We start from the raw sequence: 26,254 nt of genomic DNA, 5'->3' as shown, positions 1-26,254 counted from the left end.
CCGTTATGTTCTTGATGCGTGGAGCATATGAAACCGCCCGCACCCGCCGCAAGCAATGTTTGCGGGGAACTCTCCCGCGATCCGCGCGCGAGGTGCTAAGCAGCGGCAGGGAGACGTCCATGAAATTCCGCATCACCGCGCTCGAGGCCTTCGAATGGTCCTTCACGCTGCGCATGCCCTTCCGTTTTGGCGTGATCACGGTGCGCGATGGCATCCAGGCCGTGCTGCGCGCGCGCATCCGCACGGAGGACGGCCAGGAAGGCGAGGGCATGGCGGCGGAGACGCTGGCCGCCAAGTGGTTCGACAAGGACCCCACGCTGAGCGACGCGCAGAACCAGCACCAGCTGCGCCGCAGCCTGGAGATCGCGATGTCGGGCGCGTTGCGCGCTGATGCCGACACCGCCTTCGGCCACTACGCGACGTCTACGCGCGCCCATACCGAGGCCTGCGGCGTGGAAGGGCTGAACCCGCTGGTGGCGAGCTTCGGCCGCGCCCTGGTGGACCGCGCCGCGCTGGACGCGCTGTTGCGCCTGCGGGGGCTGGCTTTTCACGAAGGGCTGCGGGCCGGCATCACGGGCTTCGCGCCCGCGCGTCTCGACCCCGCGCTGGCGGGCTTCGACGCCGATGCGATGCTAGCCACGACCCCCGCGCCCGGCCGCATCCATGCGCGCCACACCGTGGGCCTCGTGGACCCCATCACGGCGGCGGATGTGGAAACGCGGGTGGATGACGGCCTGCCCGAAACGCTGGAAGAGGTCGTCTCCACCTATCGCCATGGCTGGTGGAAGCTGAAGGTGGGCGGCGACCTGCGCGCCGATATCGACAGGCTGTGCCGCATCGCCTCCGTGCTCGATCGGTTGCACGGCTACCACGTCACGCTCGACGGCAACGAACAGTATGAGGATGCCGAGGGCGCGCTGGCGCTGTGGCGTGCCATGCAGGCGGAACCACGCCTGCAACGCCTGGTGGCCTCGGTGCTCTTCATCGAGCAGCCGGTGAAGCGCGCGCGCGCGCTGGAGACGGGTATGTCCGCACTCGCCGCGGAACGCCCCGTCATCATCGATGAAAGCGACGGGCCGCTCGATGCCTTCGTGGTGGCGCGTGGCCTCGGCTATGCGGGCGTGTCGAGCAAGAGCTGCAAGGGCATCTGGCGTTCCTTCCTCAACCTGGCGCGCTGCCGCGCCTGGAACGCCGAGGGCGGCACCACGCGGCACTTCCTTTCGGGCGAGGACCTCACCACCCTCTCGGGACTCTGCGTGCAGCAGGACCTGGCGTTGGTCAGCGCGCTGGGGCTGACCCATGTCGAACGAAACGGGCACCACTTCATTGACGGCTTCAACGGCCAGCCGCGCGAGGTGGCGGCGCGGTTCCTCGCCGCGCATCCGGACCTCTACGCCGACACCTCGCGCGGGCCGCGGCTGGCCATTCGCGAGGGGCTGCTCGACATCGGCAGCCTCGCCACGCCGGGGCTGGGCAGCGCCGTGCTGCCCGATGTGGCGGCGATGCGCCCGATGGCGCGGGCGGAGTGGCCGCCCGCGCCGCAGTAGCGTCCGATCGGCTTCGGCCTTGCACCGAAGCCATGAATCGGCCGCCCGATGCGCCTTCAGTTCACCCGGATATTGGCCTCGCGCACCACGCGGCCCCACTTCTCCGTCTCCGCGCGCATGAAGTTGGCGAGTTCCTCGGGGGTGGAGCTCACCGGGTCCGCGCCCACCTGCGTCAGCCGCGCGCGCACGGCGGGCCGGGACAGCGCCTCGTTCAGCACCGCGTTCACCCGCCGCACCACCGCGGCCGGCGTGTTGGCCGGGGCCAGCACCGCGCCCCAGGAGGAGGCCTCGGCGCCCGGCAGGCCGATCTCGGCCACCGTGGGCACGTCGGGCAGGGCCGCGTGGCGCCGCGTGCCCGTCACCGCCAGCGCGCGCACGCGCCCGCCCTGGATCTGCGGCAGGGCGCTGGGCAGCTGGTCCAGCATCATCTGCACCGTGCCCGCCACCGTGTCGTTCAGCGCGGGCGCCGAGCCGCGATAGGGCACGTGCTGGATGTCCACCCGGGCCACCTGCTTGAACAGCTCCATCACCGTATGTGTGGAAGTGCCGTTGCCGCCCGAGCCATAGGAAAGCTGCCCCGGCCGCGCGCGGATCAGTGCCAGCAGTTCCTGCGCCGTCTGCGCCGGCACCTGGGAATTCACCACCAGCACGTGGTCGGTCGCGAAGGCCATGCCGATGGGCGTCAGGTCGTTCAGCGGGTTGAAGCCCAGCTGCGCGTAGAGATGCGGGTTGATGGTGAGCGTGCCCGTGGTGCCCATCACCAGCGTGTAGCCATCGGCCGGGCTGCGGACCACGTTCTCGACGCCGACATTGCCGCCCGCGCCGGTGCGGTTCTCGACCAGCACGGGCTGGCCCAGCTGCTCGGCCATGGGCTCGCCCACCACGCGGGCCACGACATCGGTCGCACCCCCGGCCGCGAAGGGCACGACGAAGCGGATTCCGCGCGTGGGCGTCCAGGACTGCGCCAGCGCGGCGCCGGGCAGGATAAGGGCCGGCAGCGCAAGGGTGGCGCGACGGGTGATGACGGGCATGGTGTTTCCTCCTGTGATGCGTGCGGGCCGTTCGCGGCCTCTGTGGTGGTGTCAGTGGGTGGCGGCGTGACGCTCCCGGATGATGCGCAGCACCTCCTCGGGGTCCTCGCCCCACCAGCGGCGAGAGAGCAGCTCGACCTCGGTGAAGCCCGCATAGCCGGCCGCCTCCGCCATGCGGCGGAGGGCGGCGATGTCGATCACGCCGTCGCCTGGCATGCCGCGGTCGAAGACGAGGTCCGTCGTCGGCACCAGCCAGTCGCAGGCGTGGAAGGCGGCGATGCGGCCCTTGGCGCGCGCCATCTGCGCGGCAAGGTCCGGGTCCCACCAGACATGGTAGACATCCACCGCCACCCCCACGCCCTCGCCCAGCGCGTCGCAGAGGTCGAGCGCCTGGCCGAGCGTGGACAGCACCGAGCGGTCGGCGCAGGTCATCGGGTGCAGCGGTTCCAGCGCCAGCGTGACACCTGCCGCGCGGGCTTCGGGCAGGATGGCCTCCAGCCCATCGCGCACCATCGCGCGCGCTCCGGGCAGGTCCTTCGATCCGGGTGGCAGCCCGCCGCAGACCATGACGAGGCATTGCGCGCCCAGGGCCGCGGCCTCGGCGATGGCGCGGCGGTTGTCCTCGATGGCGGCGGCGTGGCCGGTGGCGTCGGCGGCGGGGAACATGCCGCCCCTGCAGAGACCCGTCACCGTGAGGCCCGCGTCACGAATGTGCCGCGCGGCGGCCTCCACGCCCATGGCGTGCAGCACGTCGCGCCAGGGCGAAATGCCGGGGATGCCTTGCCGTGCGCAGCCCTCGATGCATTGCGCGAGGCCCCATCTCTCCTTCACCGTGACGGTGTTGAGCGACAGTGGCGGGGCGTTGTGCGCGCGATTCACGTTCCGCTCCTCGCCGCTTCGCGGCTGCGGTGCTGCACGATCGCGCGCATCACGCCACCCCATGCAGCGCCAGCAGCGTGCGCATGCGCGACGCCGCCAGCTCCGGGTCACGCAGCAGCCCCGCCTGGTCCGCCAGCCGGAACAGCTCGGAGAAGTGCTGCAGGCTGCGCGTGCTCTGCTGCCCGCCCACCATGACGAAATGCTCCTGGTGGCCGTTCAGCCAGGCCATGAAGACCACGCCCGTCTTGTAGAAGCGCGTCGGCGCCCGGAAGATGTGGCGCGACAGCGGCACCGTCGGCGCCAGGATGTCGTGGAAGGTCGAGAGGTCGTTCTTCGACAGCGCCGCCAAGGCCCCGCCCACCGCCGGCGCGATGGGGTCGAAGATGCCCAGCAGCGCGTCGGAATGGCCCTGCTCGTCGCCGGCGATGAGCTCGGCGTAGTTGAAGTCATCGCCCGTATACATCCGCACGCCTTTCGGCAGGCGGCGGCGCATCGCGATTTCTTTCTGGTCGTCCAGCAGGGAAATCTTCACGCCATCCACGCGGTCGGCATGGGCGGCGATGACCTCCAGCGCCACCTCCATCGCGGCCATGTGGTCGTGATGGCCCCAGTAGCCCTCCAGCGCCGGGTCGAACATCTCGCCGAGCCAATGGATGATCACGGGCTCGCGCACCTGGCGCAGCACGCGGTCATAGACGCGCACATAGTCGTCCGGCCCGCGCGCCGCCTTGGCCAGTGCGCGCGAGGCCATCAGGATGATGCGCCCGCCCATGGCCTCCACGGCCGCGCATTGCTCCTCATAGGCGCGGATCACGTCATCCACCGTCACGTCCGGGCCGGCGGCCAGGTGGTCGGTTCCCGCGCCGCTCGCCATCACCGCGCCGGGCGTGTGCTTCGCCGCATCCAGGCTGAGGCGGATCAACTGCTGCGCCGCCGTCCAGTCCAGCCCCATGCCCCGCTGCGCCGTGTCCATGGCTTCCGCGACACCCAGGCCCAGTGACCAGAGGTGCCGGCGGAAGGCGATGGTGCGGTCCCAGTCGATCTTGGCGTCGAGCCAGGGGTCCTGCTCGGCCACCGGATCCGCCACGACATGCGCGGCGGCGAGGGCGATGCGCGGGAAGGGGGGCGTGGCGCGCGGAAATTCGCGCGGCGGCGAGAGCGTGTAGGAGGCGAGCCCCCCGGGCGTGGGCAGCGTCAGCGTGGACATGGTCAGGCCTCCAGCTTCGGCAGGTCCACCCAGCGGCGTTCCTTCCAGGATTGCAGCCCGGCCATGGCGAGCTGCACGCCCTTGGCACCGGCCAGCAGGTTCCACGGATAGTCCGGCACTTCGCCCGCGATGTGGCGGAGGAAGAGTTCCCACTGCACCCGGAAGCCGTTGGGATAGGGCTGGGTGTCGGGCACCTTCTGCCAGCCCTCGAAGAAGTTGATGGGCTGGGGAATGTCGGGGTTCCAGACGGGCTTGGGCGTGTTCACCCGCGCCTGGGTCCAGCAATCGGTCAGGCCCGCCACCGCGCTGCCATGGGTGCCGTCCACATGGAAGGTGACCAGGTCATCGCGCCGCACCCGCGTGCACCAGGAGGAGTTGATGTGCGCGATGGCCCCCCCTTCCAGCTGGAAGGTCGCATAGGCGGCGTCATCGGCGTCGGCGTCGTAGTAGGTGCCATCCTCCTGCACGCGGCGGGGGATGTGGATGGCGCCGAGGCAACTCACGCTCTCGACATTGCCGAAGAGGTTGTCCAGCACGTAGCGCCAGTGGCACAGCATATCGAGGATGATGCCGCCGCCCTCGGCCAGCTTGTAGTTCCAGGAGGGGCGCTGCGTGGGCTGGAGATCGCCCTCGAAGACCCAGTAGCCGAATTCGCCGCGGATGCTGAGGATCTTCCCCAGGAAGCCGCTGTCGATCACCATCTTCAGCTTGCGCAGCCCGGGCAGGAACAGCTTGTCCTGCACCACGCCATGCTTGACCCCGGCCTGCTTCGCGAGCCGCGCGAGTTCCAGCGCATCCCCCAGCGTGTCGGCCGTGGGCTTCTCGCAATAGACGTGCTTGCCGGCGGCGATGGCCTTGCGGATCAGCCCCGCGCGCATCTGCGTGGTGGCGGCGTCGAAGAAGAGCTCGTCCTTCGGGTCGGCCAGGCAGGCGTCGAGGTCGGTGCTGACGCGCTCGATGCCATGCGCCTTCGCCAGCGCCTCCAGCTTGCCGCGGTTGCGGCCGGTGATGATGGGGTCCGGCATCAGCGTGTCGCCATTGGCCAGCTTCACCCCGCCATCGGCCCGGATGGCCGCGATGGAGCGGATGAGGTGCTGGTTCATGCCCATGCGCCCCGTGACGCCGTTCATGATGAGGCCGATGCGGCGTTCCGCCATGGTCGCGTTTCCTTCCCGAAGTAACCAGATGGTTACTTCAGCCGGGACACGCCATCAGGTCAAGCGGGAATCAGGGCCGCAGGTAGCCGAGCACCACCTCCACCGCATGGGCCTCGCGTGCCTGCAACGCCGCCTCGCTGCCCAAATCCGTGCCGAAGATGGTGGAGAGGGTGAAGCGGTTGGCCACCGTGAAATGCCCGAGAGCCACGATGGAGAGGTAGAGTTGCAACGGGTCCACATCGCGGCGGAACAGGCCCTCGGCGGCACCCCGCGCCAGCACCTCGCGCAGCCGCGTGGTCAGCGGCGAGTAGAGCGCCGGCACATTGCCCGAGCGCCGCAGATGCGCCGCCGCGTGGACGTTTTCCTGGTTCAGCAAGGCCACGAATTCCGGGTGGCGGGCGGTGTAGCGCAGGTTGAAGGCGACCAGCCGCGCCATGGCCTCGGCGGGCGGCAGGTGGGCGACGTCAAGTTGTTCCTCTTCCTCGCGCTTGGCGGCATAGGCGGCCTCCAGCACGGTCAGCCAGAGGTCCTCCTTCGCGCCGAAATAGGCATAGAGCATGCGCTTGTTGGCACCGGCGCGCGCCGCGATCTCGTCCACGCGCGCTCCCGCCAGGCCCTTGGCGGCGAACTCCGCCATGGCCGCGTCCAGGATGCGCTGGCGCGTGGCGGCGGCGCGCGGCGAGAGGGGCGGGGCCGCGTCCATCACGCCGCCGGCCGCAGCAACAGGCGGGATTCGGCGGCCGCGTCCACCGCTTCCGGGCTGAACAGCAGCGGCACGGATTCATCCCGCGCCCAGAGCGGAAACAGGTCGCGGTAATGCGGGCTGTCCGGATCGCCCGACTGACCGGGGCTGTTGATGGTGAAGCTCTGGTCCCAGTCGCCCACATCCAGCACCATGCGCCAGGACACGCCCGAGATGACGCGGAAATCCGAGGCCCGCCAACCATTGTTGTTGATCGTCAGGTTCGACCCCCCGCGCGGCGCCGGCCCCACATCCAGCTTTGCCGCGAGTGCCGGGGCGAAGCGCGACAGCGGGTGCTCGAAATAGCCCTGGTGCAGCGCGCCCCATTGCCAGGCGGCGGTGTCGGCGCCGAGGCGCTGCGTGGCATCCTCCCAGGCCGCGACCAGCGTCCCGCGCAGCAGCGCGTCGCGGCGGTCGGTGTCGGTTTCCAACAGGTGCAGGATCAGCTGGGTGTCCGGCACCGCGACCATGGCGGCCACACCCTCCGGCGCCCAATTCCGCATCACGCCGGGAACGAGATGCCGCGCGAACCAGATCTCGAAGAGCGCCGCCGCGCCGCTCTCGGCCGCCAGCCGGTGATCCCAGCCGGCCAGCAGCGCGAAGGCCGGGTGCGCGTCATCCAGCCCGACCAGCAGCGCGCAGAGCCGCCGCGCGGGCACGCAGGTCACGTCCGATTGCAGGGCCAGCGTCTCCGCCACCGACCAGCGTTTGTCGCCCGTCAGCGCCTCGGACAGCCGGGCATAGCGCGCGCCATCGGTCCATTCGAAGCCGGTGCGCTTTGTGGCGAAGTCATAGCCTTCGGGCAGGTTCATCTGGTTGGCGGTGCCGAGCCAGCCGCATCCGGGGTTTTTCGCCCGCGGCAGGCCGGAGGAGCGCATGATGCCTCCCCATTCATGCCGCCCATCGCCCGGCACCGGCAGCAGCCCGTCCGAGGTCGTCCGCACCGGCACCATCCCCGCCGCGGCCCAGCCAATATTGCCCGCCACATCCGCCACCACATGGTTGCTGGACGGCGCGCCCCAGCCTTCCAGCGCTTTCGTGTAATCCTCGAAGCTGCGTGCCTGGAGGTAGTTCAGGCTGGCCAGGTAGGCCGCGTTGCCCGGCAATTGCCACACGCTGCGCACCGCCCAGGCGCGGTGGCGCGCCAGGTCGCGGTGCAGCACCGGCCCATGCCGGGTGAAGCGCAGGGTCACGCGCCGCGGCGCCTCGCCGCGCACTGGAACCTCCTCCTCCACCAGCCGCATCCGCTCCCAGCCGCCCGCGTAGCGATACAGCTCCGGGTCCTCGGCGTTCAGCTCATAGACGTAGAGGTCCTCCTGGTCCGTCGGGTGGATGGTCAGAGAGAAGGCCAGCACGTCATTGTGCCCGAGGCTCACCCCCGGCACCGCCGGCTCCCCAGCGCCGATCACGTCCAGCCCCGGCGCCGTCAGATGCGTGATGTAGCGCAGCGAGGGCTGTTCATGAACGCGGTGCGGGTCGCTCGCCAGGATCGCGCGGCCGGTGGTGGTGCGCGACGGCGCCAGCGCCCAGTTGTTGCTGCCCTGGGCGTCGAGCGCGATCGGGTCGGTGGGCGTGCCATTGGCGATGGCGGCGGGGTCGGTCGCCAGCAGGTAGGTGCGCATGACCTCGGGCGGGACTTCCTCCGCCAGCCAGCCCTCGGGGATGATCACCGTCCAGTCCGGCTGGAGCAGCTTGTGGAAGCGGTCCGCCGCCATCCCGTGCCGGACGGCGATGTTGTTGCGCGTCACCTCGGCATCGAGGTTGCGCACCCGGGCATGGGTGCGGCAGCGCACCACATCCTCGGGCGCCCAATGCGCGGGCTGCGTGCCCAGCAGGCGGAATTCCAGCGGCAGGCGCTCGGGCTCGCGCGCCACGAGGTCCACATAGGCGTTGATGCCCGCCACGAAGGCCGTGGTCCAGGCCTTCGCGTCCGGTCCGTATTCGGCCCACTCCGCCTCCATGTCGCCGCGGTAGAGCAGCAGCCGCGCCGCCACGTCGCGCTCCACATAGGCGGCGCCCAGATCGCCCGCCAGCAGCCCCAGCCCCCGCTTGCGCCAGCTGTCCATCTGCCACAGCCGGTCCCGTGCCGCCTGGAAGCCCTGGGCGAAGAAGGCGCCCTCCTGCGTGGCGGCGCGGATGTGGGGGATGCCCCAGCGGTCCGTGATGATCTCGGCCTCGGCGGGCAGGCCAGGGAGGTGAAGGGTCTCGGTGGGGGTGCTCATGCGGCGGCGCATCCTGTGGGGGCGGCGCCTCGGTGCGCCGGCCGGCAAAGCGCGAAAGCCAAGCCCTGCCACCCCCGGCTGTCAATTCGCGCGCGCCCCTGGTGCGGGATGTGCGAAGAAGGTCCTGTGCCGCATAAGGAGAACGCCGCATGAGCCTGACCACGCTCCGCCTGAAGGCCGAGCCCGCCACGCCCGAATCCATCACGCCCTACGGCACGCTCATCACCCCCGGCGAGGACGGCACGCCCTTCGGCCCGGCCGATGCCCCGCTGGAACTCGGGCGCGGCACGCCGCGGCTCTACATCATGCGGCTGAACCGCAAGCCGCTGCTGGTGCGCGGTATCACGCGCCACAGCCGCGTCACGCAATGCCTGGCGGCGACGGGGGGGAAGGATTGGTTCATCTGCCTGGCCGCGCCGCGGGATCCCGACGCGCCCGAGACGCCAGACCCCGCGCGCATCGCCTGCTTCCGCATCGGCGGTGGGGTGGCGCTCGCGCTGAAGCGCGGCACCTGGCATGCCGGGCCCTATTTCGAGGCAGAGAGCGCGGACTTCCTCAACCTCGAACTCAGCGACACCAACGAGACGGACCACCACACGGTGCGGCTGGACCAGGAATTCGGCACCGTGATCGAGATCATTCCATAGAGCGCGATCCGCGGAGGCGGATCATGGTCTAACGCAGCCAGGCGAATAGCGCCGACAGCAGCACGACGAGGGCTCCCGTCAGCAGGGCCAGCCAGAGGGCGGTCTTGCGTCGCATCGGCGTCCTCCCTTCAGACGAGCTCGAAGATTTCGGTCTGCACGCGCGCCGGCTCCACGCCCATGGCGTGCAGCGCTTCCTCCGCGGCGCGGGTCATGGGCGTGGGGCCGCACAGGAAGTGGTGCAGGCGGGGGCGTGGCGCCGGGGGCAGGTGGCGCTCCAGCAGCGCCTGGTCCACGAAGCCCGTCTCTCCCGTCCAGCCCTCGGGCGGGTCTTCCAGGATGTGGATCAGGCGCAGGTCCATGCGGTCCCGCAACGTGTCCAGCTCCTCGCGGAAGGCGACGTCCTCCCAGTTCTTGTTGCCGTAGAACACCCAGAAGGGGCGGCGGTCGCCCTGGGCGGACAGGCTGCGCAGCATGCTCATCACCGGGGTGACGCCGACGCCGCCCACCACCGCCACAAAGCCCTCCACGCCCGGCTGCATGGAAGGCGAGAAGACGCCGAAGGGCGCATCCAGATAGGCCGTCTCGCCGGGCTTGATCTCGCCGATCTTCCCGGTGAAGTCGCCCAACTCCTTGATGCCGAACTCGATGCGCGGCAGGGCCTCGGGCGGGGAGGAGATGGAGAAGGGGTGCTCGCGCAGCCCGAAGGGCGAGGCGCGCAGCGTCAGCCAGGCGAATTGCCCAGGCATGAAGCCCGTCAGCCCCCCATGCCCCACGGGCTCGACGGCCAGGGTCCAGACCTTGTTGCGCCCGGGCCGGACCTCGACCACGCGCCAGGGCGCGCGCCGCTGCCGCCAGGGCTTCACCACGCGCATCCAGACCAGCAGGACGAGCCAGCTGAGCGTCACCGCCAGCCACAGCGCCCGCTTCAGCGGAGCCGCCGTGAAATAGCCGATGCCGATGATGTGCGCGACGGCGGCCGCGAAGCCCAGCGTGGCGAAGATCACGTGCAGGTAGCGCCAGAGCCCGTATTCCAGCCGCAGCGTCTTGCGCCATTCGGAGGTGACGACCGCGAGCCCGAACAGCAGCAGCGCCGCCCGCCCCGCCGTCAGCTCCCAATCCGCGTAGCGCGGGTCGAAGGTCTCGCCCAATGTGTGGGGGTAGAGCCACCAGAGCAGCCCGAAATGCAGCGCGGCCAGCCCGAGCGCGATCCAGGCCAGATAGCGGTGGAACAGGTAGATGATATCAATGCCGAAGGGCGCGCTGAACTTGCGGATGCGTGACGTGAGGGCGAACTGCACCCCCATCATGGCCATGGCGGCGAAGCCCGTCGCCATCGAGAAGTTCCACCAGAAGGAACGCCCGGGCGGAACCTCGCCCAGGAAGAGCAGCGCCTGGGGCGCCAGCACCAGCAAGAGATAAAGCCCGATCCAGGCCGCAGGCCGCCGGCCCATGTGCGTTCCCCCTCCTGCGCGCCATGCGGCGCGGGTTGCAGGAGGGGAACACCGCCCGCCCCGCCGGGTTGCGCCGTCACCTTGCCCGGCCGTAGCCCGCGCGCAGCGCCTCGCCGATGCCATGCAGGTCGAGTCCCGCCAGCAGCGGGTTGGAGGAGAGGTCCATCCCCCACAGCGCCTCCATCACCGTGATGGTGGCGCGGGTGCGCGGCATGGGCACGCCCTTGGCCTCGGCCAGGGCGGTGTAGAAGGCGAGGCCATAGGGCACGTCCTCGGTGACATAGCGCGTGTCCATGCTGGCCGGGCCGTTCACCGTGGCGCCCTTGGCCTGGATGGCCGCGCCCATCTCATGCAGCGGCCCGCGCGGCACGGCGGAGGCGCGGTGCAGGGATTCCTCGAGGTCCGGCACGGCATGGCCAAAGGCGGCGGCGAGCGCCGCGCGTTCCCCGGCCAGCGCCTCCATCAGGCGGCAGGTGGCCTCGGTCATCAGCCCGTATTGCGGCCAGGTCTCGCCCCGCTCGATGCGCGAGACATTCGCCAGCGCAAGTGCTGCATGGATGATGGGGTTGGCGTTGGCCAGCGCGGGTTGCAGCGCGTCCGGCGCCAAGGGGCATTCATGGCCGAACAGGGTGTGGGCCAGCGCGGCGACCTCGGGCGCGGCCGCGGACGGGATCGCGGCCACATCCACCGCCGCCCGGAGGCCGATGACGCGCACCCGGTCGGGCCCGATGCGCCGCGCCGTGCAGGGGGTGGTGGCCAGCGCCCCCACGGGCGCGCGGCGCGGCCCCGCCACGGAAGCCCAGAGCGCGTCGAAGGCCAGCGGCGCCAGCGAGGCGGCGGGCGAGACCAGCAGCGTCACCCCCGCCGGCAGCACCGCGGCGATGCGGGGCAGCAAACCCGGGAAGGCATAGGCCGGCACGGCCAGCAGCGCCGCCTCGGCCCCCTCCAGCGCCTCGGGCAGGGTGGCCGCCACGCGGACGGGCCAGCTTCCCGCCAGCGCGCCCTCGCCGTGCAGCAGCGGCCCGAGCCCGCGCGTGCCCGCGCCCGAGGGCGACCACAGCGCCACCTCATGCCCGCGCGAGGCCGCCAGCACCGCCGCCGCCGGCCCCACCGCCCCCGCCCCCAAAATCGCCAGCCGCATGCCCATCCCTCCCTGTTCGGGAAGGAGCTTGGACGGTCGGGGCAAGTTTCCCTAGTCTCGGCCCAGACACAGGAGAACAGCCTTGGCCCTTTCCCGTCGCGCGCTGCTGGCCGCCCCCGCGCTGGCCGCCACCCCCGCCGTGTCCTCCGCCTGGGCGCAGGGCGGCGCCTGGCCCTCCCGCCCCATCCGCATCATCGTCCCCGCGCCGGGCGGCGGTGGCACGGCGGATACGCTCGCGCGCATCTTCGCCAATGAGATGGAAAAGCGCCTGCCCCAGCCCGTGGTCATCGAGAACCGCGGGGGTGCCGCGGGCAATGTGGGTGCCAACCTCGCCGCCCGCGCGGCACCCGATGGCTACACCCTGCTCTGGACCTGGGCGGGCACGATGGCGACCAACCCCGCCCTCTACCGCGAGATGCCCTTCAACCCGCAGACCGACTTCACGCCCGTGATCCTGCTGGGCAGCGTGCCCAACATCCTGATCGTGAACAACGACTTCCCGGCGCGCAGCCTGGCCGAATTCCGCGATTACGCCCGCGCCAACCCCGGCGCCATCAACCATGGCACCACGGGCAATGGCTCCTCCATGCACCTGGCGGCGGAGCTGTTCGCGTCCCGGACCGATACGCGGCTGACCCATGTGCCCTACACGGCGCCGGCGGCGGCGGTGACGGACCTGCTCTCGGGCCGCATCCAGTCCATGTTCAACCTTGTCACCGGCGCGCAGCCGCTGGTGACGTCGGGGCGGGTGCGGGCGCTGGCGGTGCTGTCGGAACAGCGCGTGCCGCAACTGCCCGACGTGCCGACCGCGGCGGAACTCGGCATGGATGGCCTCGCCTTCGGCACCTGGTTCTGCCTGATGCTGCCGCGCGGCGCGGACCCGGCGCTGGTGGCGCGGCTGAACACCCTGGCCAACGAAATCCTGGCCGACCCCGGCGCCCGGCAGCGGCTTGAGGGCGCTGGCATGGCGCTGGATGGCGGCGGCACGCCCGAACGGCTGCGCGATTATCTCGCCGCCGAAATCCCCCGCCATGCGGAGCTGGTGCGGCTCTCGGGCGCGCAGATGAACTAGCGCCTGATCCGCGGAGGCGAAGGCCGGAGCGGTGAATCAGCCGCTACGGCCCTGAACGGGTCGAACTAGATCGGCTTGCGGAGGTAGCGCACCCGCTTGCCATAGCGATGGTCGAGGGACTCGCCCGCGATGGTGAAGCCCCGCCGCTCATGGAAGGCCATGCTGACCTCGTTCAGCGGCTCCAGGTTCACCTCGCAGACCATCAGCGGGATCTTGTCGGCCCGCGCGATGGCGGCGAGGTCCTCATACAGCGCGCTGGCCACGCCCCGGCCGCGCGCGGCGGCCGCCACCACCACCCGGTCCACATAGGCGAAATAGCTCTCCCGTGCGGTGAACCAGGCGTGGTTGGGGCCCTGGGGCGGGGTGGCGTGGTCGAAGGCCAGCAGGAAGCCCGAGCCATCCGCCACCATGCGGGCGGCATAGGCGCTGCGGAGCCGCCCCTCGAAGGCGTCCAGCGTCATTTCGTTCACCGCCTCGGCCTCGCTGTTGTTCAGCGCCAGCAGGGCGGGCAGGTCGGCCTCGGTGATGTCGCGAATCTCCATGCGGCCAATCTTCCATGGGCGGGGCGGCTTGCCCAGCGCCGTGACATCGTCATTCCCCCGGGCGCCGGGCCACGTTAGGTTGGGGCGGATGAGCTTCCCCTCCCATCCGCAGCGCGAGGCGCTGGCCGGCGAACTCCATGCCCGGCCGGCCATCCCCATCGAGCTGCCGGCACGGCTGTCGCGGCTGGCCATGGCCAACCCGGACCGCGAGGCGGAGGACGCGCACCTGGCGGCCCTCTGCGCCCGGCACGGGGTGGTGCCGCCGCGGCCCGGGGCCTCCTGGTTCCTGGCGGATTTCGGCGCCTTCCGCCTGCGCTTCGAGCGCCACACGGAATTCACCGGCTGGAACTTCCTGGCGCCCGGCGCCGACCCCGAGCACCCCTTCGCCCGCCCCGCCATCGCGCATCTGCCGCCCGACTGGCTGGCGAAGCTGCCGGGGCAGGCCATCGCCGCCACCCATATCGCGCTGGTGGACGCGAAGGTGGAGGCCTGCGGCTTCGTCACCGACAGCATCGCGGGTGCCGCCGTGGCGGACCAGGTGGCGATGGTCTTCACCGATTTCCGCCTGCACCCGGACGGGTTCACGCGCATCCTGCTGGCGGGCGCGCCCAACCCCATCCTGGCCGGGCGCCTCGCCCAGCTTCTGTGGGAGATCGAGACCTACCGCGCCATGGCCCTGCTGGCGCTTCCGGCGGCGCGCGGGGTGGGGCCGGTGCTGTCCAACGCCTCGGCGCAATTCGCGCGCATTTCGGCGCAGCTTCCCGCCCTGCATGAACTCTCGACCGAGCGCGCCACGCTGGAGGAACTGACCGAGGTGGCCGGCGAGATCGAACGCGCCAGCGCCGACACCTCCGAGCGCTTTTCGGCCAGCGCCGCCTATCACCGCCTGGTGCTGCGCCGGCTGGCCGAACTGGGCGAGGTGCCGCTGCACGGCATCCCGACGCTGAGCCGCTTCCTGGACCGCCGGCTGGAACCCGCGATGGCGACCGTCACGGCCACGGGCGCGCGGATCAGCGCGCTGTCCATGCGCGGCGCGCGCCTCGTGGAATTGCTCCGCGCCCGCGTGGCCGTGGCGCAGGAGGAACAGGCCGAGAAGCAGTTGGCGACCCTCGCCGCCACCGGCCGCGCCCAGCTTCGCCTGCAACAGACGGTGGAAGGGCTCTCGGTCGCGGGCATCACCTATTACCTGCTGACCGTGATCGGCTACCTCATCAAGCCGCTGCCCTTCTGGGACCGCGTGGGCACCACGGCGGAGATGATCATCGCCGCGCTGGTCCCCCTGATCGCCGCCCTGGTCTGGCTGAACCTCCGCAAGCGGCGGCTGGAAAGCGATCACTGAGGGAAGGGGGGCTACCCCGCCGCGCCGGGCGAGGTCAGCCGCCGCACCGCCTCGACCAGGGGCGGCGCGTCCCACACCGCCTCACCGGTCAGGCGGCCGCGCTCCATCCCGTCGCGGTCAATCAGCAAGGTGGTGGGCAGGCCGCGCGCCCCGGCGCCGCGCGTCGCCGCCCCGCGCGGGTCGAGCCAGATGGCCAGCCGCTGCAGCCCCAGCCGTTCGTAGAAGGCCTGCACCACCTCGCGCCCGCCCCGGTCGGAGGAGAGGGCGAGCACCTGGATGCGTTCCTCGGCCACGATGCCGGCCAGGCGGTCGAGGGCCGGCATCTCGGCCACGCAGGGCGGGCACCAGGTGGCCCAGAAGTTCACCACCAGCCCCTGGCCCGCGAAATCGGTGAAGGAATGGGGCTTTCCCTCGGCATCGGTGAAGGAGACGGCCGGGGCGGGGCGGCGTTCCTCGCGCAGCCGCTCGATGCCGGTCTGCGTGTGCTGCGCGCGTGCCGCTTGCATGGGCAGGATCGCGGGGGCAACAAGGGCCAGGCCCATCTGGCGACGACGCATCAGCACGAAAGCGGCACTCCCTTGTCCATTCCCAACCAAACCGGCACCAACCAGCAATGGGGCGGGCGCTTCGCCGAAGGCCCCTCCGCCATCATGCAGGCCATCAATGCCTCGATCGGCTTCGATGCCAAGATGTGGCGCCAGGACATCCGTGGAAGCCTCGCCCATGCCGCCATGTTGGCGCATGTGGGCATCATTTCCAGCGAGGACGAGGCCGCGATCCAGAAAGGCCTGGCCGACATCGCCGCCGAGATCGAGGCCGGGCGCTTCGAATGGTCCGAGGCGCTGGAAGATGTCCACATGAACATCGAGGCCCGGCTGACCGAGCGCATCGGCGAGGCCGGCAAGCGCCTGCACACGGCCCGCAGCCGAAACGACCAGGTGGCGACCGATTTCCGCCTCTGGGTGCGGGATGCCATGGACGGGCTGGCGGCCCAGCAGCTGGAACTGATCCGCGTCTTCGTCCGCCGCGCCGAGGAACATGCCGGCACCATCATGCCCGGCTACACCCATCTCCAGCCGGCCCAGCCCACCACCTTCGGCCACCATCTGCTGGCCTATGCCGAGATGCTTTGGCGCGACCGGGGGCGGATGCTGGACGCCCGCGCCCGGCTGAACGAATGCCCGCTGGGCTCGGCCGCCATGTGCGGCACGGGCTTTCCCATTGACCGCCACGCCACGGCCAAGGCGCTGGGCTTCGACCAGCCCACCCGCAACAGCCTGGACGGGGTAGGCAGCCGCGACTTCGCCATGGAGTTCCTGGCCGCCTGCGCCATCTGCGCGACGCATCTCTCGCGGCTGGCGGAAGAAATCGTGATCTGGACCAACCCCGCCTTCGGCTTCGTGACCCTGCCGGACAACCTGACCACCGGCAGCTCCATCATGCCGCAGAAGCGCAACCCCGACGCGGCGGAGCTGGTGCGCGGCAAGACCGGCCGCATCAATGGCGCGCTAGTGGGCCTGCTGACGGTGGTGAAGGGCCTAGCCCTGACCTATGCGAAGGATTTGCAGGAGGACAAGGAAGGCGTCTTCGACGCGGCCGAGAGCCTGACCCTCTGCCTCGCTGCCACGGCGGCCATGGTGCGGGACATGCAGCCCAACATCCCCCGCATGGCCGCGGCCGCCGGGGCGGGCTTCTCCACGGCGACCGACCTCGCCGACTGGCTGGTGCGGGAGCTGAAGCTGCCCTTCCGCGACGCGCACCACGTCACGGGCCGGCTGGTGGCCAAGGCGGAGGGGATGGGCGTGGACCTCTCGGGCCTTACCATTATGGAGATGCGCGAGGTGGATTCCCGCATCCATGAGGGCGTCTTCGGCGTGCTTTCGCCGGCGGCCTCGGTGGCCTCGCGCCGCAGCCATGGCGGCACGGCGCCGGACAGTGTGCGCGCCATGGCGCGCGAATGGCAGGAGCGCCTGGGATGAAGCGAGCCGTTCTGACCCTGCTGGTGCTGGCGCTGGCGGCCCCCATCCTGGCCGCCTGTGGCCGCGCCGGGCCGCCGCGCCCGCCCGGCCCGCCGGACCAGATCACCTTCCCGCGGGTCTATCCGGCGCCGCGGTGAGGCCAGCGCCTGATCCGCGGAGGCGGAACGCCGGAGCGGTGAATCAGTCGCCCAGCCAGCGCCTGATCCGCGGAGGCGGAACGCCGGAGCGGTGAATCAGTCGCCCAACAGGCTTCCCGGGTCGGTGTTCGCGCCGCAGACCAGGACCCCCACCCGGGCACCTGCCGGCGGCACCCAGCGGCCGGAGAGCAGGGCGGCCAGGGCCGTCGCCCCGCCCGGCTCGGCCACCACCCGCGCCTCGTTCCAGAGGCGAAGCTGCGCCTCGCGGATGGACGCGTCCGTGACGAGGGTGGGCACCAGCCGGCCCGCCGCGTGGAGCCGCGCCGCCAGCGGAAACATCAGCGCCCCCACCTGGCGGGCGCCCAGGCTGTCCGCCGCCGCGCCCCCCACCGGGGCTGGCACGGGGCGCCCGGCGGCCAGCGCGGCATTCAGGCAGGGACAGCCCTCGGGCTCGACGGCCACCAGCGTCACGCCCGTGGCGGCATGCCAGGCCGCCATGCCCCCGATCAGCCCGCCACCGCCCACCGCCACCAGCAGGTGGGTGAGGTCGGGCGATTGCTCCGACCATTCCGCTGCCACCGTGCCCTGGCCGGCCAGCACCTCGGGCTGGTCATAGGCGTGGATCAGCAGCGCGCCGGTCTCGGCGGCGCGGGCTTCGCTCGCCTCGCGCGCCTGGTCATAGGCCGCACCTCCCACCACCAGCCGGGCGCCGAAGCCCTGGATGCGGGCGCGCTTGGCCTCGGCCGTGATCTCGGGGACGAAGATTTCGGCTGGAAGTCCCAGCGCCTGGGCGGCGGCGGCCACCGCCGCGCCATGGTTCCCGCCCGAGGCCGCCACCACCCCCGCCGGGCCGGGCGGGCGGGTGCGCATGGCGTTGAAGGCGCCGCGCGGCTTGAAGCTGCCGGTCACCTGCAACTGCTCCAGCTTCAGCGTCACCCTATGGCCGAGGTTCAGCTCCATCACGGGGGTGCGCCGCACATCGCCCGCGATGCGGCGGGCGGCGGCCTTGATGTCGTCGGGCGTCGGGGTCATCTCACCGGCAGACCATGCCGGCGCGCGCCATGCAAGCCGCCCGGCGGTGCCGCTTCCGTCCCGGCCCCAATGCTGCCATAAACCGCTTCTTCACAAGTGACGGGCAGCCGGGATGCTCCTGCACGGAAGCTGCGTGGCGCTGGACGGGGCGGGCATTTTGTTGCTGGCCCCCCCAGGCGGCGGCAAGTCGGATCTGGCGCTGCGCCTGCTGGGGCAGGGGGCGCTCTTGGTGGCGGATGATCAGGTCGAGATGTCCATGCACGGCGCGGCGCTGATGGCTGCCCCGCCCGCCCCCCTGGCCGGGCGGCTGGAGGTGCGGGGGCTCGGCCTGCTCGAGGGGCTGCCCTGGGTCCGCGCCCGCCTCGCCCTGGCGGTCGAACTGGTGGCGCGCGAGGCGGTGCCCCGCCTGCCCGAACCCGCAAACTGGACGGCCATGGGCCAGGCCATCCCCCTGCTGCGCCTGGACGGACGCGCGCCCTCGGCGCCCGAGGCGCTGAAGCGGGCGCTGGACGTTCTGGCCGGCCGCCTGCGCCTCACCGCCGGGGCCTTCGCCGCGTGAGCGGGGAGGCGAAACCCGTCCTGGTGCTGGTGACGGGCCTCTCGGGCGCCGGGAAATCCTCCATCCTGCGCGTCCTGGAGGATCTGGGGCATGAGACGGTGGACAACCCGCCGCTGGCTCTCCTGGACACGCTGGTGTCCGGCAGCACCTCCCCCGTGGCCGCCGGCGTGGACATCCGCAGCCGCGGCTTCGACGCGGAGGAGGTGCTCGCGGCGATCGGGCGGCTGCGCGCGCGGCCGGGGCTGGATTTGACGCTGGTCTTCGCCACGGCCGATGAGGCCGTGCTGCTGCGCCGCTACACCGAGACGCGCCGCCGCCATCCGCTTGCCACGGGAAAGGGCGGCGTGCAGGAGGGCATCGCGCGCGAGGCCGCGCGGCTGGCCCCCCTGCGCGAGGCCGCCGACCTGGTGGTGGACACGACCGATCTCCCCCTGCCCGAGCTGCGCCGCGTCATCGAGGCCCGCTTCCGCCCGTCCGGCGCGCCGGGGCTGAGCATCCTGGTGCAGTCCTTCGCCTACCCGAAGGGCCTGCCGCGGGAGGCGGACCTCGTCTTCGACCTGCGCTTCCTCCGCAACCCGCACTACGTGGATGCGTTGCGCCCCCGGACCGGGCAGGACCCCGAGGTCGCCGCCTATGTTCAGGCGGACGAGGCCTATGCGGGATTCTGGTCGCGGCTGACCGGCTTCCTGGAGCCGCTGCTGCCCCGCTACGTGGCCGAGGGAAAGAAATACCTCACCATCGCGCTGGGCTGCTCCGGCGGCAGGCACCGCTCGGTGCATGTGGCGGAACGGCTGGCCGACCATCTCGGCCGGCAGGGCTGGCGTGTTGATCTCGCGCATCGTGAACTGGGGGGCATTCGTGCTATGGACCATCCTGCGACGCGCGGCACCGATGCCCCAGGGGAGAGCCCCCCGGGCATCTCCCCTGACCCCGCCCCCTCAAGAGACCTGAAGACCCATACCCCCCCGATGCCCCTTCACCCCGTCGAACCGCAATGATCGGCCTTGTCATCGTCACCCATGGGCGGCTCGCGCTGGAGCTGCGCCACGCGATGGAGCATGTGGTCGGCCCGCAGAACGCCGTCGCCACCGTCTGCATCGGGCCCGAGGACGACATGGAGGGCCGGCGGGCCGACATCCGCGGCCGCATCGCGGAGGTGGACCAGGGCGATGGCGTGGTGCTGCTGACGGACATCGCGGGCGGCACGCCCTCCAACCTCGCCCTCTCGCTGGCCGAGCAACGGAAGGTGGAGGTGATCGCGGGGGTGAACCTTCCCCTCCTGGTCAAGCTCGCCAAGATCCGGGGCAGCGAGCCGCTGTCGGAAGCGGTGGACCACGCGACCAAGGCCGGGCGAAAATACATCGCGAGCCAGTCCGATCTTTCGGGCGCAACCACGAATGGCCATGCAAAAGCCACAGGGAATGGGAACGTCGGATGAATGAATGGCCTTCCGAGGATGGTGGCGCCGTGGCGCAACCCCCCATCACGATGACCCCCGCCGAGCCCGGCCCCTGCGGCTGCGACCCCTCGGGCGGCATGGTGCTGCGCCGGACCATCACCATCCCCAACAGCCGCGGCCTGCACGCCCGCGCCGCCGCCAAGCTGGTGGCCCTGGCCGAGCGTTTCTCCGCCTGCGTCAATGTCACCCGCGCCGGGCAGACCGTGCCCGCCTGCTCCATCATGGGGCTGATGATGCTGGGCGCGGGGCAGGGTAGTGAGGTGCTGGTCGAGGCCGAGGGCTGGGACGCGCGCGAGGCGCTGGACGCCGTCGCGGGCCTCATCGAGGCCGGTTTCCATGAGGATTGATCCCCGCCATGGTGGCCCCGCGTGACACCGGGCCCGCGGTGAAGACCGACGGCCCCGCCAAGCCCGAGGCGCCCCGCCCGGAGGAGCGCCGCCGGTCCCCCCGCGCCGCCGCGCCCGCGACCGCGACGGAACAGCGGCTGACGGGCATTCCCGTCTCCCCCGGCATCGCGATCGGCGCCGTCTATGACACCTCCGAGGAGGTGGCCGAGACCCCCCGCCGCGCCATCACCGAGGCCGAGGCCGATGCCGAGCGCACCCGCCTCTCCGAGGCCGCGGCGCAGTCGCGCAAGCAGGTGGCCAAGCTCAAGGGCCGCCTGGCCGTGCTGCCCGAGGAGGCGCAGGAGGAACTCGAGCCCCTCCTCGACGCCTATATCCTCATGCTGGGCAATTCGCGCCTGCTGCGCGGCGCGCGCAAGCGCATCGGCGAGGAGCTGCTGGCCGCCGAGACCGCCGTGCATGACGAGGCCGAGGCCATCGCCACCACCATCCTGGCCGCCAAGGATGACGACAAGGCCGGGCTGAACCGCCGCGCCGGCGAGGTGCGCGAGATCGCCCGCCGCCTCATCCGCAACCTCACCGCGACACCCTTCCGCAGCCTCAAGGGCGTGCCCGTCGGCGCCATCCTGGTGGCTGAGGAACTCACCCCCGCCGACGCCGCCCTGCTGGAACCCGGCCGCATCGCCGCCGTCTGCACCGAGGAGGGCGGCGCCGATGGCCACACCGCCATCATGCTGCGCGCGCTCGGCATCCCGGCCGTCATCGGCTGCCATGGGCTGACGGCGGCCGCCAAGCGCGGCGACCAGGCGGTCGTGGACGGGGCGGGGGGCTTCATCGCCCTGCACCCCACCGCCGAGACCCTGGCCGCGGCGAAGGAGGGCCTGGCCGCGCAGGCCAAGGAGCGCACGCGCCTCGGCAAGCTGCGCCGCCTGCCGGCCGAGACGCTGGACGGGCAGATCGTGGAGCTGCAGGCCAACCTCGAAATCCCGGCCGAGCTTCCCCTGCTCGACCAGGCGGGCGCCCAGGGCATCGGGCTGCTGCGGACCGAGTTCCTGTTCATGAACCGCAAGGACCTGCCGGACGAGGACGCCCAGGTCTCCGCCTACCGCATGATCGTGGACGCCATGGGTCATGACCCGGTCACCATCCGCGTTCTCGACTGGGGCGGCGAGAAGGAGATCGAGGCGCTGGCCGAGAGCGTGCCCATGGCGGTCGGCCCCAACCCGGCGCTGGGCCTGCGCGGCATTAGGCTCCTGCTGAAGCGGCCCGAGCTGCTGGAGGAGCAGTTCGCCGCCATCCTGCGCGTCTCCACCCAGGGCAATGTCCGCGTCCTGCTGCCCATGGTGACCATCCCGGCCGAGGTGGCCGAGGCGCGTGAGATCTATGAGCGCGTGGCCCGCCGCCTGCGCCGCCGCGGCGAGAGCCTGCCCGACAAGCTGCCGCCCCTGGGCGCCATGATCGAGACGCCCGGTGCCGCGCTCGCCGCCGATGCCATCGCGCTGGAGGCGGATTTCTTCGCCATCGGCACCAATGACCTGGCCATGTACACGCTGGCCGTGGACCGCGCCGAAATTGACGTGGCCCACCTCTACGACCCCCTGCACCCGGCCGTGCTGCGCCTCATGCAGTTCGCGATCGAGGCCGCGCTGCGCCTGCGCATGCCCGTCTCGGTCTGCGGCGAGATGGCGGGCAACCCCCGCCTGGTGCCGCTGCTGCTGGGCCTCGGCCTGCGTTCGCTCTCCATGAATGCCAGCGCCATTCCCCGCGTGAAGCAGGCCGTGCGCGCGCTCAACATCGACGACTGCGCCCGCTTCGCCCGCCGCGTGATGGAGCAGAGCGACCCCGCGCAGATCACGGAACTGGTCGAGAAGTTCGGGACGGCCTAGGCGCCATGGCCGGCCACCCCCTGCCGCGACGCGGCCTCCCGGCGCTGCTGCCATTTCTGGGGGTTGGCGGCGCGCAGGCCGCACATGCCACGGGGCCGGAAGCGGATTGGGACTGGCTGCGCGGCCGCTTCCTCGCCGCCGAGGGGCGCATGGTCCCGGCCACCCGCCCCGAGGCCACCGAATCCGGCTTCCAGGCCATCGGCCTGCTGGCCGCCCTGCACGCGAACGACCTGCCGCGCTTCGAGCGCATCCTCGCCTGGTCCCTCGCGACGTTGCGCCGCCCGGATGACCACCTCTGGGCCTGGCGGCGCGAGGAGGGGCCGGGCGATTCCAACAATTCCACCCATGCCGACCTGATGGCCGCCTGGGCGCTGGTGCAGGCCAGCGAGCGCTGGCGCCGGGCCGATCTGCGCCGGCTGGGCCAGTCCATGGCGCAGGACATCCTGTCGCGTTGCCTGCTGCCCGGCGGCCCGCCTTTGCTGCTGCCCGCCGCCGGCGGCTTCTTCAACCCGCGGCGCGGCGTGCTGAGCCCGGGCAGCCTGGTCCTGCCCGCCTTTCCCGCCCTGGCCCAGGCCGCGCCCGACCGGCGCTGGGACTATGTGCGGGCGGAGGCGCTCTCGCTCATCCGCCGGGCGCGCTTCGGCCCCTGGTTGCTGCCGCCCGACTGGCTGGAACTGGACCGCGCCAGCGGGCGGCTGACCCTCGCCACGGGCTGGCCGCCGCGCTTCTCGGCCATCGCCGCCGGGGCGGTGTTGCACCTGTGCTGGGCGGGGCTGGGGCGCGACCCGCCGGTCGCGGCGGCGCTGGCATTCTGGGAGGGGCAGGGCGAGATCCCCGCCTGGGCCGACCTGCGCGAGGGCCGCGTGGCGCCCCAGCCTGGCCATGCCGGGCTGCGTGCCGTGGCCAAGCTGGCCGAGGCCGCCTCGCTCGGCCGCGGCACGATGGACAGCCTGCCCGTGCTCTCCGACGCCGAGGATGAGGAGGCGGCGGGCCTTGTCCTGCTGAGCCGCCTGGCCTGGCGCGAGATCGGCCTCAGCCGGCGCGGCGAGTAGCGTCTCCGTTTTCGGTCGAGGACAGGCCGAGCGACAGGTCGTGCCAGGCGATGCGCGAGAGCAGGGTGAGGGCGGCGGCGTAGTAGTCCGCCGCGTCCTCGACCCGCGGCATGTCCTCGGCCCGGCCATAGCCACGTTGCGCCGCCTCGGCCAGCCGCGCCACCGCGCGCACGCCGCTGGGGGCGGCGAAGGGCGCCTGCAGGCCGGTCTGCAGATCCACCCAGGCCGGCATCACGCCATGGGGCTGCTCCAGCCAGAAGCGCCGCGCCGCCGCCACCGCGGCCTTGTGGTGCAGCCCGGACCAGCAGAGGTTCAGCGGAATGCGCACCGCGTCGAAGGAGAAGCGGCCGGGCCAGCCCCGGGCGGGAATGCCCTGCCCCTCTCCGCTGGCCGGCAATTCCAGCCAGTCGGGCGGCAGGCCCCACTGGCCGAAGCGCGCATGGCGGATGAGGGGCAGGAAATCCGTCTCGACGCGCCGCCAGGCGGGGTCGGGCGCCAGGAAGGACAGGGCCCGCAGGGCGGGGAGGGTGTAGTAGGACAGGTTCAGGACCACCCGTTGCTCGTTGCGGAAGCCATAGGCCCCGGGCAGCAGCACAGAGCGCCGGCCCACCTGCGTGACGCAGCGGCGCAGGATGTCCCGCGCCATCTGCGTGGCGCGCGCCCGGTAGCGGGGTACCCGCCATTTGTCGCCCGCGATGGCCAGTGCCCAGGCGACGAAGATGTCGCCATCGGTGGCGTTGTTCATGTCGTTCACCGGCACATCCGTGCCGGGGCGCCAGCGCCAGGCCAGCAGGCTGTCATCCGGGCGGCGCAGCGCCTCGACGGTCCAGTTCAGAATGTGATCGAAGCTGCGCTGGTCATGGGCGCGGACGGCGGCGAGCAGGGCATAGCCCTGGCCTTCGCTGTGCGAGACGTTGCCATTCCCCGTGTCGAGGATGCGCCCCGAGGGGTGAAGGAAGCGTCGCGCGAAGGCGAACCAGTCGGCCTCCAGGTCGATCCCGCCATGCGAGGCTTGGGCGGGTGCCGCGAAGGCCGCGAAGATTCCGCCGAGGGCCAGGCGGCGTGAAAACGCCGTGTCGCCCGATGCCGGTCCAGCCTTTTTGGCATGCAGATGGACGGCCACTTTTTGTTGCTCCGCCAGAAAGTTCCCCAAAGATAACCACAACCCTTGCGGGATTCCATGGGGGAAAACACGCGCTTAACGCGCGGCGAAGAAAAAAGTTACGGTGGCGGCAGCCCCACGAGGCGGCGGATCAGTTTTCTGGCCAAGCCACTGTGCGGCCTGTCGAAAAGTCGGGCCAGGCTCCATCGTCCGTGCCGCACGCGGGCACGCAGGTTGGAGAATTCGCGGAACCCCGCCTCGCCATTGCGCCGCCCGAAGCCCGATTCGCCAACCCCCCCGAAGGGCAGCGCCGTGATGGCCGCGTATTCCAGCGCCCGCCCAGTGACGATGGCGCCGGAGCGTGTGCCTGCGGCCACAACCTCCTCCTCCGCGCGCGTGGCGCCGAAGAGGTAGATGGCGAGCGGGTGCGGCCGCGCGCGCACCCAGTCCAGCGCGGCGGCGAGGTCCGCGCATTCCTCCACGGCGAGGACGGGGCCGAAGATTTCCTCCTCCGCCAGACCGCCCGCGGCGGGCGCGAGGCCGATGCCCTCCGGCGCCAGCCACTCGATGCCGGCCGTGCCCGAGATGCGGTCCAGCCGCGCCTGTTGCGTGGTGTTGATGACCTGCGTGCCCGTGGGTCCCACGCCCGCTTCCCGTGCCGCGCGTGTGAAATCCGCGGCCGCATGGCCCACCAGCAGCACGGTGTCGGGCGCGATGCAGGTCTGGCCGGCATTCACCGCCTTGGCCACCAGGATGTCGCGCGCGGCGCGGGCGAGGTCGGCACCCGGCAGCACCAGGGCGGGGCACTTCCCGCCCAATTCCAGCGTCAGCGGCGTGAGGTGCCGGGCGGCGGCGGCCATGACCTTGCGGCCCGTCTCGGTGCCGCCGGTGAAGACCAGGTGATCCCAGGGAGTGGCGGCGAAGTCGCGCGCCACTTCGGGCCCGCCTTGCACCACCAGGCCCATGCGCGGGCCGAGCGCCTCCGCGACGATCTCGGCCAGGAGGGCCGCGCAGCGCGGCGTGTGCTCGGAGGGCTTCAGCACCACCCGGTTGCCGGCCGCGATGGCGTCCAGCGCCGGCAGCAGGGCGAGCTGCACCGGGTAGTTCCAGGGCGACATGATGCCCACCACGCCCTTCGGCACGCATTCGGTCCAGGCGCGGGCGGGCTGGAAGGGGAAGGGCACGGAGGCGCGGGCGGGGCGCATCCAGCGGCGCAGGTTGCGGCGGAGGTGGGCGGCCGCGTCGGCGATGATCTTCACATCGGCCAGCAGCGTGTCCTCGGCGCTGCGGGCGCCGAAATCCGCGTGGGCGGCGTCAACGATGGCGGCGGCGCGGGCCATCACGGCGCGGGAGAGCTTGTCCAGGAGGGCGCGGCGCTGATGGAGGTCGGGCACGCCGTCCTCGGCTTCGGCGGCGCGCAGGGCAGCGAGGGCTTGGGCGGGCGTCATGTCCCCCGATGGGTAGGGGAGGGCGCCGGGCTTGGGAAGCCCAGCCACCCGCCAGCCTGCGGTTTACCGCGCGCCGCGCGCGGCCAGGACGCAGCCACCCAGGAACACCACGCCACCCGCGATCATGTACCACATGGTCTGGTCGGTGAAGCGGCCGGTGAAGGTCTCGACCACCTGCTCCATGGGGGCCTGGGTCGCATTCAGGCCGATGATGAAGAGCACCACGCCCAGCACGGCCAGGCCTGCGCCCAGGAGGAAACTCGCTCGCATATGATGTCG

At 71.7% G+C, this 26,254-nt stretch carries 26 protein-coding genes; 12 read left to right on the top strand and 14 right to left on the bottom strand.

Translation table 11 applies throughout. The features are described 5' to 3' along the window. Positions 1–119 precede the first annotated feature (119 nt). A complete protein-coding gene (locus JTN19_RS12075; RefSeq protein WP_206932781.1) occupies positions 120–1,547 on the top strand; it encodes an enolase-like domain-containing protein in 1,428 nt (475 codons plus the stop codon). Between the two features lie 56 nt (positions 1,548–1,603). On the opposite strand, the gene JTN19_RS12070 is transcribed toward JTN19_RS12075, so the two are convergent. From JTN19_RS12070 to JTN19_RS12045, 6 genes are all read right to left on the bottom strand, one after another. Next, complete coding sequence (locus JTN19_RS12070; protein WP_206932772.1) at positions 1,604–2,578, bottom strand: Bug family tripartite tricarboxylate transporter substrate binding protein; 975 nt, start codon at positions 2,576–2,578, stop codon at positions 1,604–1,606. A 51-nt stretch (positions 2,579–2,629) separates the two neighbouring features. Then, positions 2,630–3,457, bottom strand: coding sequence for a sugar phosphate isomerase/epimerase family protein (locus tag JTN19_RS12065; protein WP_340643321.1), 828 nt, complete (start codon positions 3,455–3,457; stop codon positions 2,630–2,632). A 49-nt stretch (positions 3,458–3,506) separates the two neighbouring features. Then, complete coding sequence (locus tag JTN19_RS12060; RefSeq protein ID WP_206932768.1) at positions 3,507–4,664, bottom strand: dihydrodipicolinate synthase family protein; 1,158 nt, start codon at positions 4,662–4,664, stop codon at positions 3,507–3,509. Positions 4,665–4,666: 2 nt separating this feature from the next. Next, positions 4,667–5,821, bottom strand: coding sequence for a Gfo/Idh/MocA family protein (locus JTN19_RS12055; RefSeq protein WP_206932766.1), 1,155 nt, complete (start codon positions 5,819–5,821; stop codon positions 4,667–4,669). A 70-nt stretch (positions 5,822–5,891) separates the two neighbouring features. Next, complete coding sequence (locus tag JTN19_RS12050; protein ID WP_184386430.1) at positions 5,892–6,524, bottom strand: TetR/AcrR family transcriptional regulator; 633 nt, start codon at positions 6,522–6,524, stop codon at positions 5,892–5,894. Then, complete coding sequence (locus tag JTN19_RS12045; RefSeq protein WP_242531090.1) at positions 6,524–8,785, bottom strand: penicillin acylase family protein; 2,262 nt, start codon at positions 8,783–8,785, stop codon at positions 6,524–6,526. The genes JTN19_RS12050 and JTN19_RS12045 overlap by 1 nt, the downstream gene beginning before the upstream one ends. A 149-nt stretch (positions 8,786–8,934) precedes the next feature. Here JTN19_RS12045 and JTN19_RS12040 point away from each other — a divergent pair, with 149 nt between their 5' ends. After that, complete coding sequence (locus JTN19_RS12040; RefSeq protein WP_206932762.1) at positions 8,935–9,432, top strand: ureidoglycolate lyase; 498 nt, start codon at positions 8,935–8,937, stop codon at positions 9,430–9,432. A 128-nt stretch (positions 9,433–9,560) separates the two neighbouring features. On the opposite strand, the gene JTN19_RS12035 is transcribed toward JTN19_RS12040, so the two are convergent. Next, a complete protein-coding gene (locus tag JTN19_RS12035) occupies positions 9,561–10,883 on the bottom strand; it encodes a ferredoxin reductase family protein (RefSeq protein ID WP_206932758.1) in 1,323 nt (440 codons plus the stop codon). A 76-nt stretch (positions 10,884–10,959) separates the two neighbouring features. Further along, positions 10,960–12,024 carry an NAD/NADP octopine/nopaline dehydrogenase family protein gene (locus JTN19_RS12030; RefSeq protein ID WP_206932755.1) on the bottom strand — a complete coding sequence of 355 codons (1,065 nt, stop codon included), beginning with the start codon at positions 12,022–12,024 and terminating at the stop codon, positions 10,960–10,962. Positions 12,025–12,106: 82 nt separating this feature from the next. Between JTN19_RS12030 and JTN19_RS12025 the strand changes: the two genes are divergently transcribed. Further along, positions 12,107–13,096, top strand: coding sequence for a Bug family tripartite tricarboxylate transporter substrate binding protein (locus JTN19_RS12025; RefSeq protein ID WP_206932749.1), 990 nt, complete (start codon positions 12,107–12,109; stop codon positions 13,094–13,096). A 65-nt stretch (positions 13,097–13,161) separates the two neighbouring features. Here JTN19_RS12025 and JTN19_RS12020 read toward each other — a convergent pair whose 3' ends face one another. Continuing rightward, positions 13,162–13,638, bottom strand: a complete 477-nt coding sequence (locus JTN19_RS12020) for a GNAT family N-acetyltransferase (RefSeq protein WP_206932748.1) — start codon at positions 13,636–13,638, stop codon at positions 13,162–13,164. Between the two features lie 88 nt (positions 13,639–13,726). Here JTN19_RS12020 and JTN19_RS12015 point away from each other — a divergent pair, with 88 nt between their 5' ends. Continuing rightward, positions 13,727–14,977 carry a DUF3422 family protein gene (locus tag JTN19_RS12015; RefSeq protein WP_206932744.1) on the top strand — a complete coding sequence of 417 codons (1,251 nt, stop codon included), beginning with the start codon at positions 13,727–13,729 and terminating at the stop codon, positions 14,975–14,977. Between the two features lie 11 nt (positions 14,978–14,988). Here JTN19_RS12015 and JTN19_RS12010 read toward each other — a convergent pair whose 3' ends face one another. Beyond that, complete coding sequence (locus JTN19_RS12010; protein WP_242531112.1) at positions 14,989–15,534, bottom strand: TlpA family protein disulfide reductase; 546 nt, start codon at positions 15,532–15,534, stop codon at positions 14,989–14,991. A gap of 93 nt (positions 15,535–15,627) precedes the next feature. Between JTN19_RS12010 and argH the strand changes: the two genes are divergently transcribed. Together argH and JTN19_RS12000 are read left to right on the top strand one after the other, a co-directional pair. Continuing rightward, positions 15,628–16,956, top strand: a complete 1,329-nt coding sequence (gene argH, locus JTN19_RS12005; protein ID WP_242531111.1) for an argininosuccinate lyase — start codon at positions 15,628–15,630, stop codon at positions 16,954–16,956. Then, complete coding sequence (locus JTN19_RS12000) at positions 16,953–17,093, top strand: hypothetical protein (RefSeq protein ID WP_184386437.1); 141 nt, start codon at positions 16,953–16,955, stop codon at positions 17,091–17,093. Before argH ends, JTN19_RS12000 begins: the two co-directional genes overlap by 4 nt. A 96-nt stretch (positions 17,094–17,189) precedes the next feature. On the opposite strand, the gene JTN19_RS11995 is transcribed toward JTN19_RS12000, so the two are convergent. Then, positions 17,190–18,125, bottom strand: coding sequence for a serine/threonine dehydratase (locus tag JTN19_RS11995; RefSeq protein WP_206932740.1), 936 nt, complete (start codon positions 18,123–18,125; stop codon positions 17,190–17,192). A 112-nt stretch (positions 18,126–18,237) separates the two neighbouring features. On the opposite strand from JTN19_RS11995, the gene JTN19_RS11990 reads away from it, so the two are divergent. From JTN19_RS11990 to JTN19_RS11965, 6 genes are all read left to right on the top strand, one after another. Beyond that, positions 18,238–18,684 carry an HPr kinase/phosphorylase gene (locus tag JTN19_RS11990; protein ID WP_206932739.1) on the top strand — a complete coding sequence of 149 codons (447 nt, stop codon included), beginning with the start codon at positions 18,238–18,240 and terminating at the stop codon, positions 18,682–18,684. Continuing rightward, complete coding sequence (rapZ, locus tag JTN19_RS11985) at positions 18,681–19,682, top strand: RNase adapter RapZ (RefSeq protein WP_340643320.1); 1,002 nt, start codon at positions 18,681–18,683, stop codon at positions 19,680–19,682. Before JTN19_RS11990 ends, rapZ begins: the two co-directional genes overlap by 4 nt. Continuing rightward, positions 19,679–20,122 carry a PTS sugar transporter subunit IIA gene (locus JTN19_RS11980; protein ID WP_206932738.1) on the top strand — a complete coding sequence of 148 codons (444 nt, stop codon included), beginning with the start codon at positions 19,679–19,681 and terminating at the stop codon, positions 20,120–20,122. Before rapZ ends, JTN19_RS11980 begins: the two co-directional genes overlap by 4 nt. A gap of 98 nt (positions 20,123–20,220) precedes the next feature. Continuing rightward, a complete protein-coding gene (locus tag JTN19_RS11975; protein WP_242531109.1) occupies positions 20,221–20,490 on the top strand; it encodes an HPr family phosphocarrier protein in 270 nt (89 codons plus the stop codon). Between the two features lie 8 nt (positions 20,491–20,498). Beyond that, complete coding sequence (ptsP, locus tag JTN19_RS11970) at positions 20,499–22,373, top strand: phosphoenolpyruvate--protein phosphotransferase (RefSeq protein WP_206932731.1); 1,875 nt, start codon at positions 20,499–20,501, stop codon at positions 22,371–22,373. A 5-nt stretch (positions 22,374–22,378) separates the two neighbouring features. After that, a complete protein-coding gene (locus JTN19_RS11965) occupies positions 22,379–23,425 on the top strand; it encodes a glycosyl hydrolase family 8 (protein ID WP_206932729.1) in 1,047 nt (348 codons plus the stop codon). On the opposite strand, the gene JTN19_RS11960 is transcribed toward JTN19_RS11965, so the two are convergent. From JTN19_RS11960 to JTN19_RS11950, 3 genes are all read right to left on the bottom strand, one after another. Beyond that, a complete protein-coding gene (locus JTN19_RS11960; protein WP_206932727.1) occupies positions 23,406–24,548 on the bottom strand; it encodes a glycosyl hydrolase family 8 in 1,143 nt (380 codons plus the stop codon). The two genes, JTN19_RS11965 and JTN19_RS11960, sit on opposite strands and share 20 nt — an antisense overlap. Positions 24,549–24,646: 98 nt before the next feature. Beyond that, on the bottom strand, positions 24,647–25,975 hold the full coding sequence (locus JTN19_RS11955; protein WP_206932725.1) for an aldehyde dehydrogenase family protein: 1,329 nt from the start codon (positions 25,973–25,975) through the stop codon (positions 24,647–24,649). A gap of 63 nt (positions 25,976–26,038) precedes the next feature. Beyond that, on the bottom strand, positions 26,039–26,245 hold the full coding sequence (locus JTN19_RS11950; RefSeq protein WP_206932723.1) for a DUF3185 family protein: 207 nt from the start codon (positions 26,243–26,245) through the stop codon (positions 26,039–26,041). Between the last annotated feature and the right edge of the window lie 9 nt (positions 26,246–26,254).

The sequence above is a fragment of the Roseococcus thiosulfatophilus genome (genome assembly GCF_017311575.1).
GTDB classification, from domain to species: Bacteria; Pseudomonadota; Alphaproteobacteria; order Acetobacterales; family Acetobacteraceae; genus Roseococcus; species Roseococcus thiosulfatophilus.
This window is presented reverse-complemented; position numbering and strand designations above follow the sequence as displayed.

Coding starts and splice junctions, on each gene's coding strand:
- JTN19_RS12075 (WP_206932781.1), top strand. CDS start 120: ATGAAATTCCGCATCACCGCGCTCGAGGCCTTCGAATGGTCCTTCACG.
- JTN19_RS12070 (WP_206932772.1), bottom strand. CDS start 2,578: ATGCCCGTCATCACCCGTCGCGCCACCCTTGCGCTGCCGGCCCTTATC.
- JTN19_RS12060 (WP_206932768.1), bottom strand. CDS start 4,664: ATGTCCACGCTGACGCTGCCCACGCCCGGGGGGCTCGCCTCCTACACG.
- JTN19_RS12055 (WP_206932766.1), bottom strand. CDS start 5,821: ATGGCGGAACGCCGCATCGGCCTCATCATGAACGGCGTCACGGGGCGC.
- JTN19_RS12050 (WP_184386430.1), bottom strand. CDS start 6,524: ATGGACGCGGCCCCGCCCCTCTCGCCGCGCGCCGCCGCCACGCGCCAG.
- JTN19_RS12045 (WP_242531090.1), bottom strand. CDS start 8,785: ATGAGCACCCCCACCGAGACCCTTCACCTCCCTGGCCTGCCCGCCGAG.
- JTN19_RS12040 (WP_206932762.1), top strand. CDS start 8,935: ATGAGCCTGACCACGCTCCGCCTGAAGGCCGAGCCCGCCACGCCCGAA.
- JTN19_RS12035 (WP_206932758.1), bottom strand. CDS start 10,883: ATGGGCCGGCGGCCTGCGGCCTGGATCGGGCTTTATCTCTTGCTGGTG.
- JTN19_RS12030 (WP_206932755.1), bottom strand. CDS start 12,024: ATGCGGCTGGCGATTTTGGGGGCGGGGGCGGTGGGGCCGGCGGCGGCG.
- JTN19_RS12020 (WP_206932748.1), bottom strand. CDS start 13,638: ATGGAGATTCGCGACATCACCGAGGCCGACCTGCCCGCCCTGCTGGCG.
- JTN19_RS12015 (WP_206932744.1), top strand. CDS start 13,727: ATGAGCTTCCCCTCCCATCCGCAGCGCGAGGCGCTGGCCGGCGAACTC.
- JTN19_RS12010 (WP_242531112.1), bottom strand. CDS start 15,534: ATGCGTCGTCGCCAGATGGGCCTGGCCCTTGTTGCCCCCGCGATCCTG.
- argH (WP_242531111.1), top strand. CDS start 15,628: ATGCAGGCCATCAATGCCTCGATCGGCTTCGATGCCAAGATGTGGCGC.
- JTN19_RS12000 (WP_184386437.1), top strand. CDS start 16,953: ATGAAGCGAGCCGTTCTGACCCTGCTGGTGCTGGCGCTGGCGGCCCCC.
- JTN19_RS11995 (WP_206932740.1), bottom strand. CDS start 18,125: ATGACCCCGACGCCCGACGACATCAAGGCCGCCGCCCGCCGCATCGCG.
- JTN19_RS11990 (WP_206932739.1), top strand. CDS start 18,238: ATGCTCCTGCACGGAAGCTGCGTGGCGCTGGACGGGGCGGGCATTTTG.
- JTN19_RS11980 (WP_206932738.1), top strand. CDS start 19,679: ATGATCGGCCTTGTCATCGTCACCCATGGGCGGCTCGCGCTGGAGCTG.
- JTN19_RS11975 (WP_242531109.1), top strand. CDS start 20,221: ATGGTGCTGCGCCGGACCATCACCATCCCCAACAGCCGCGGCCTGCAC.
- ptsP (WP_206932731.1), top strand. CDS start 20,499: ATGGTGGCCCCGCGTGACACCGGGCCCGCGGTGAAGACCGACGGCCCC.
- JTN19_RS11965 (WP_206932729.1), top strand. CDS start 22,379: ATGGCCGGCCACCCCCTGCCGCGACGCGGCCTCCCGGCGCTGCTGCCA.
- JTN19_RS11955 (WP_206932725.1), bottom strand. CDS start 25,975: ATGACGCCCGCCCAAGCCCTCGCTGCCCTGCGCGCCGCCGAAGCCGAG.
- JTN19_RS11950 (WP_206932723.1), bottom strand. CDS start 26,245: ATGCGAGCGAGTTTCCTCCTGGGCGCAGGCCTGGCCGTGCTGGGCGTG.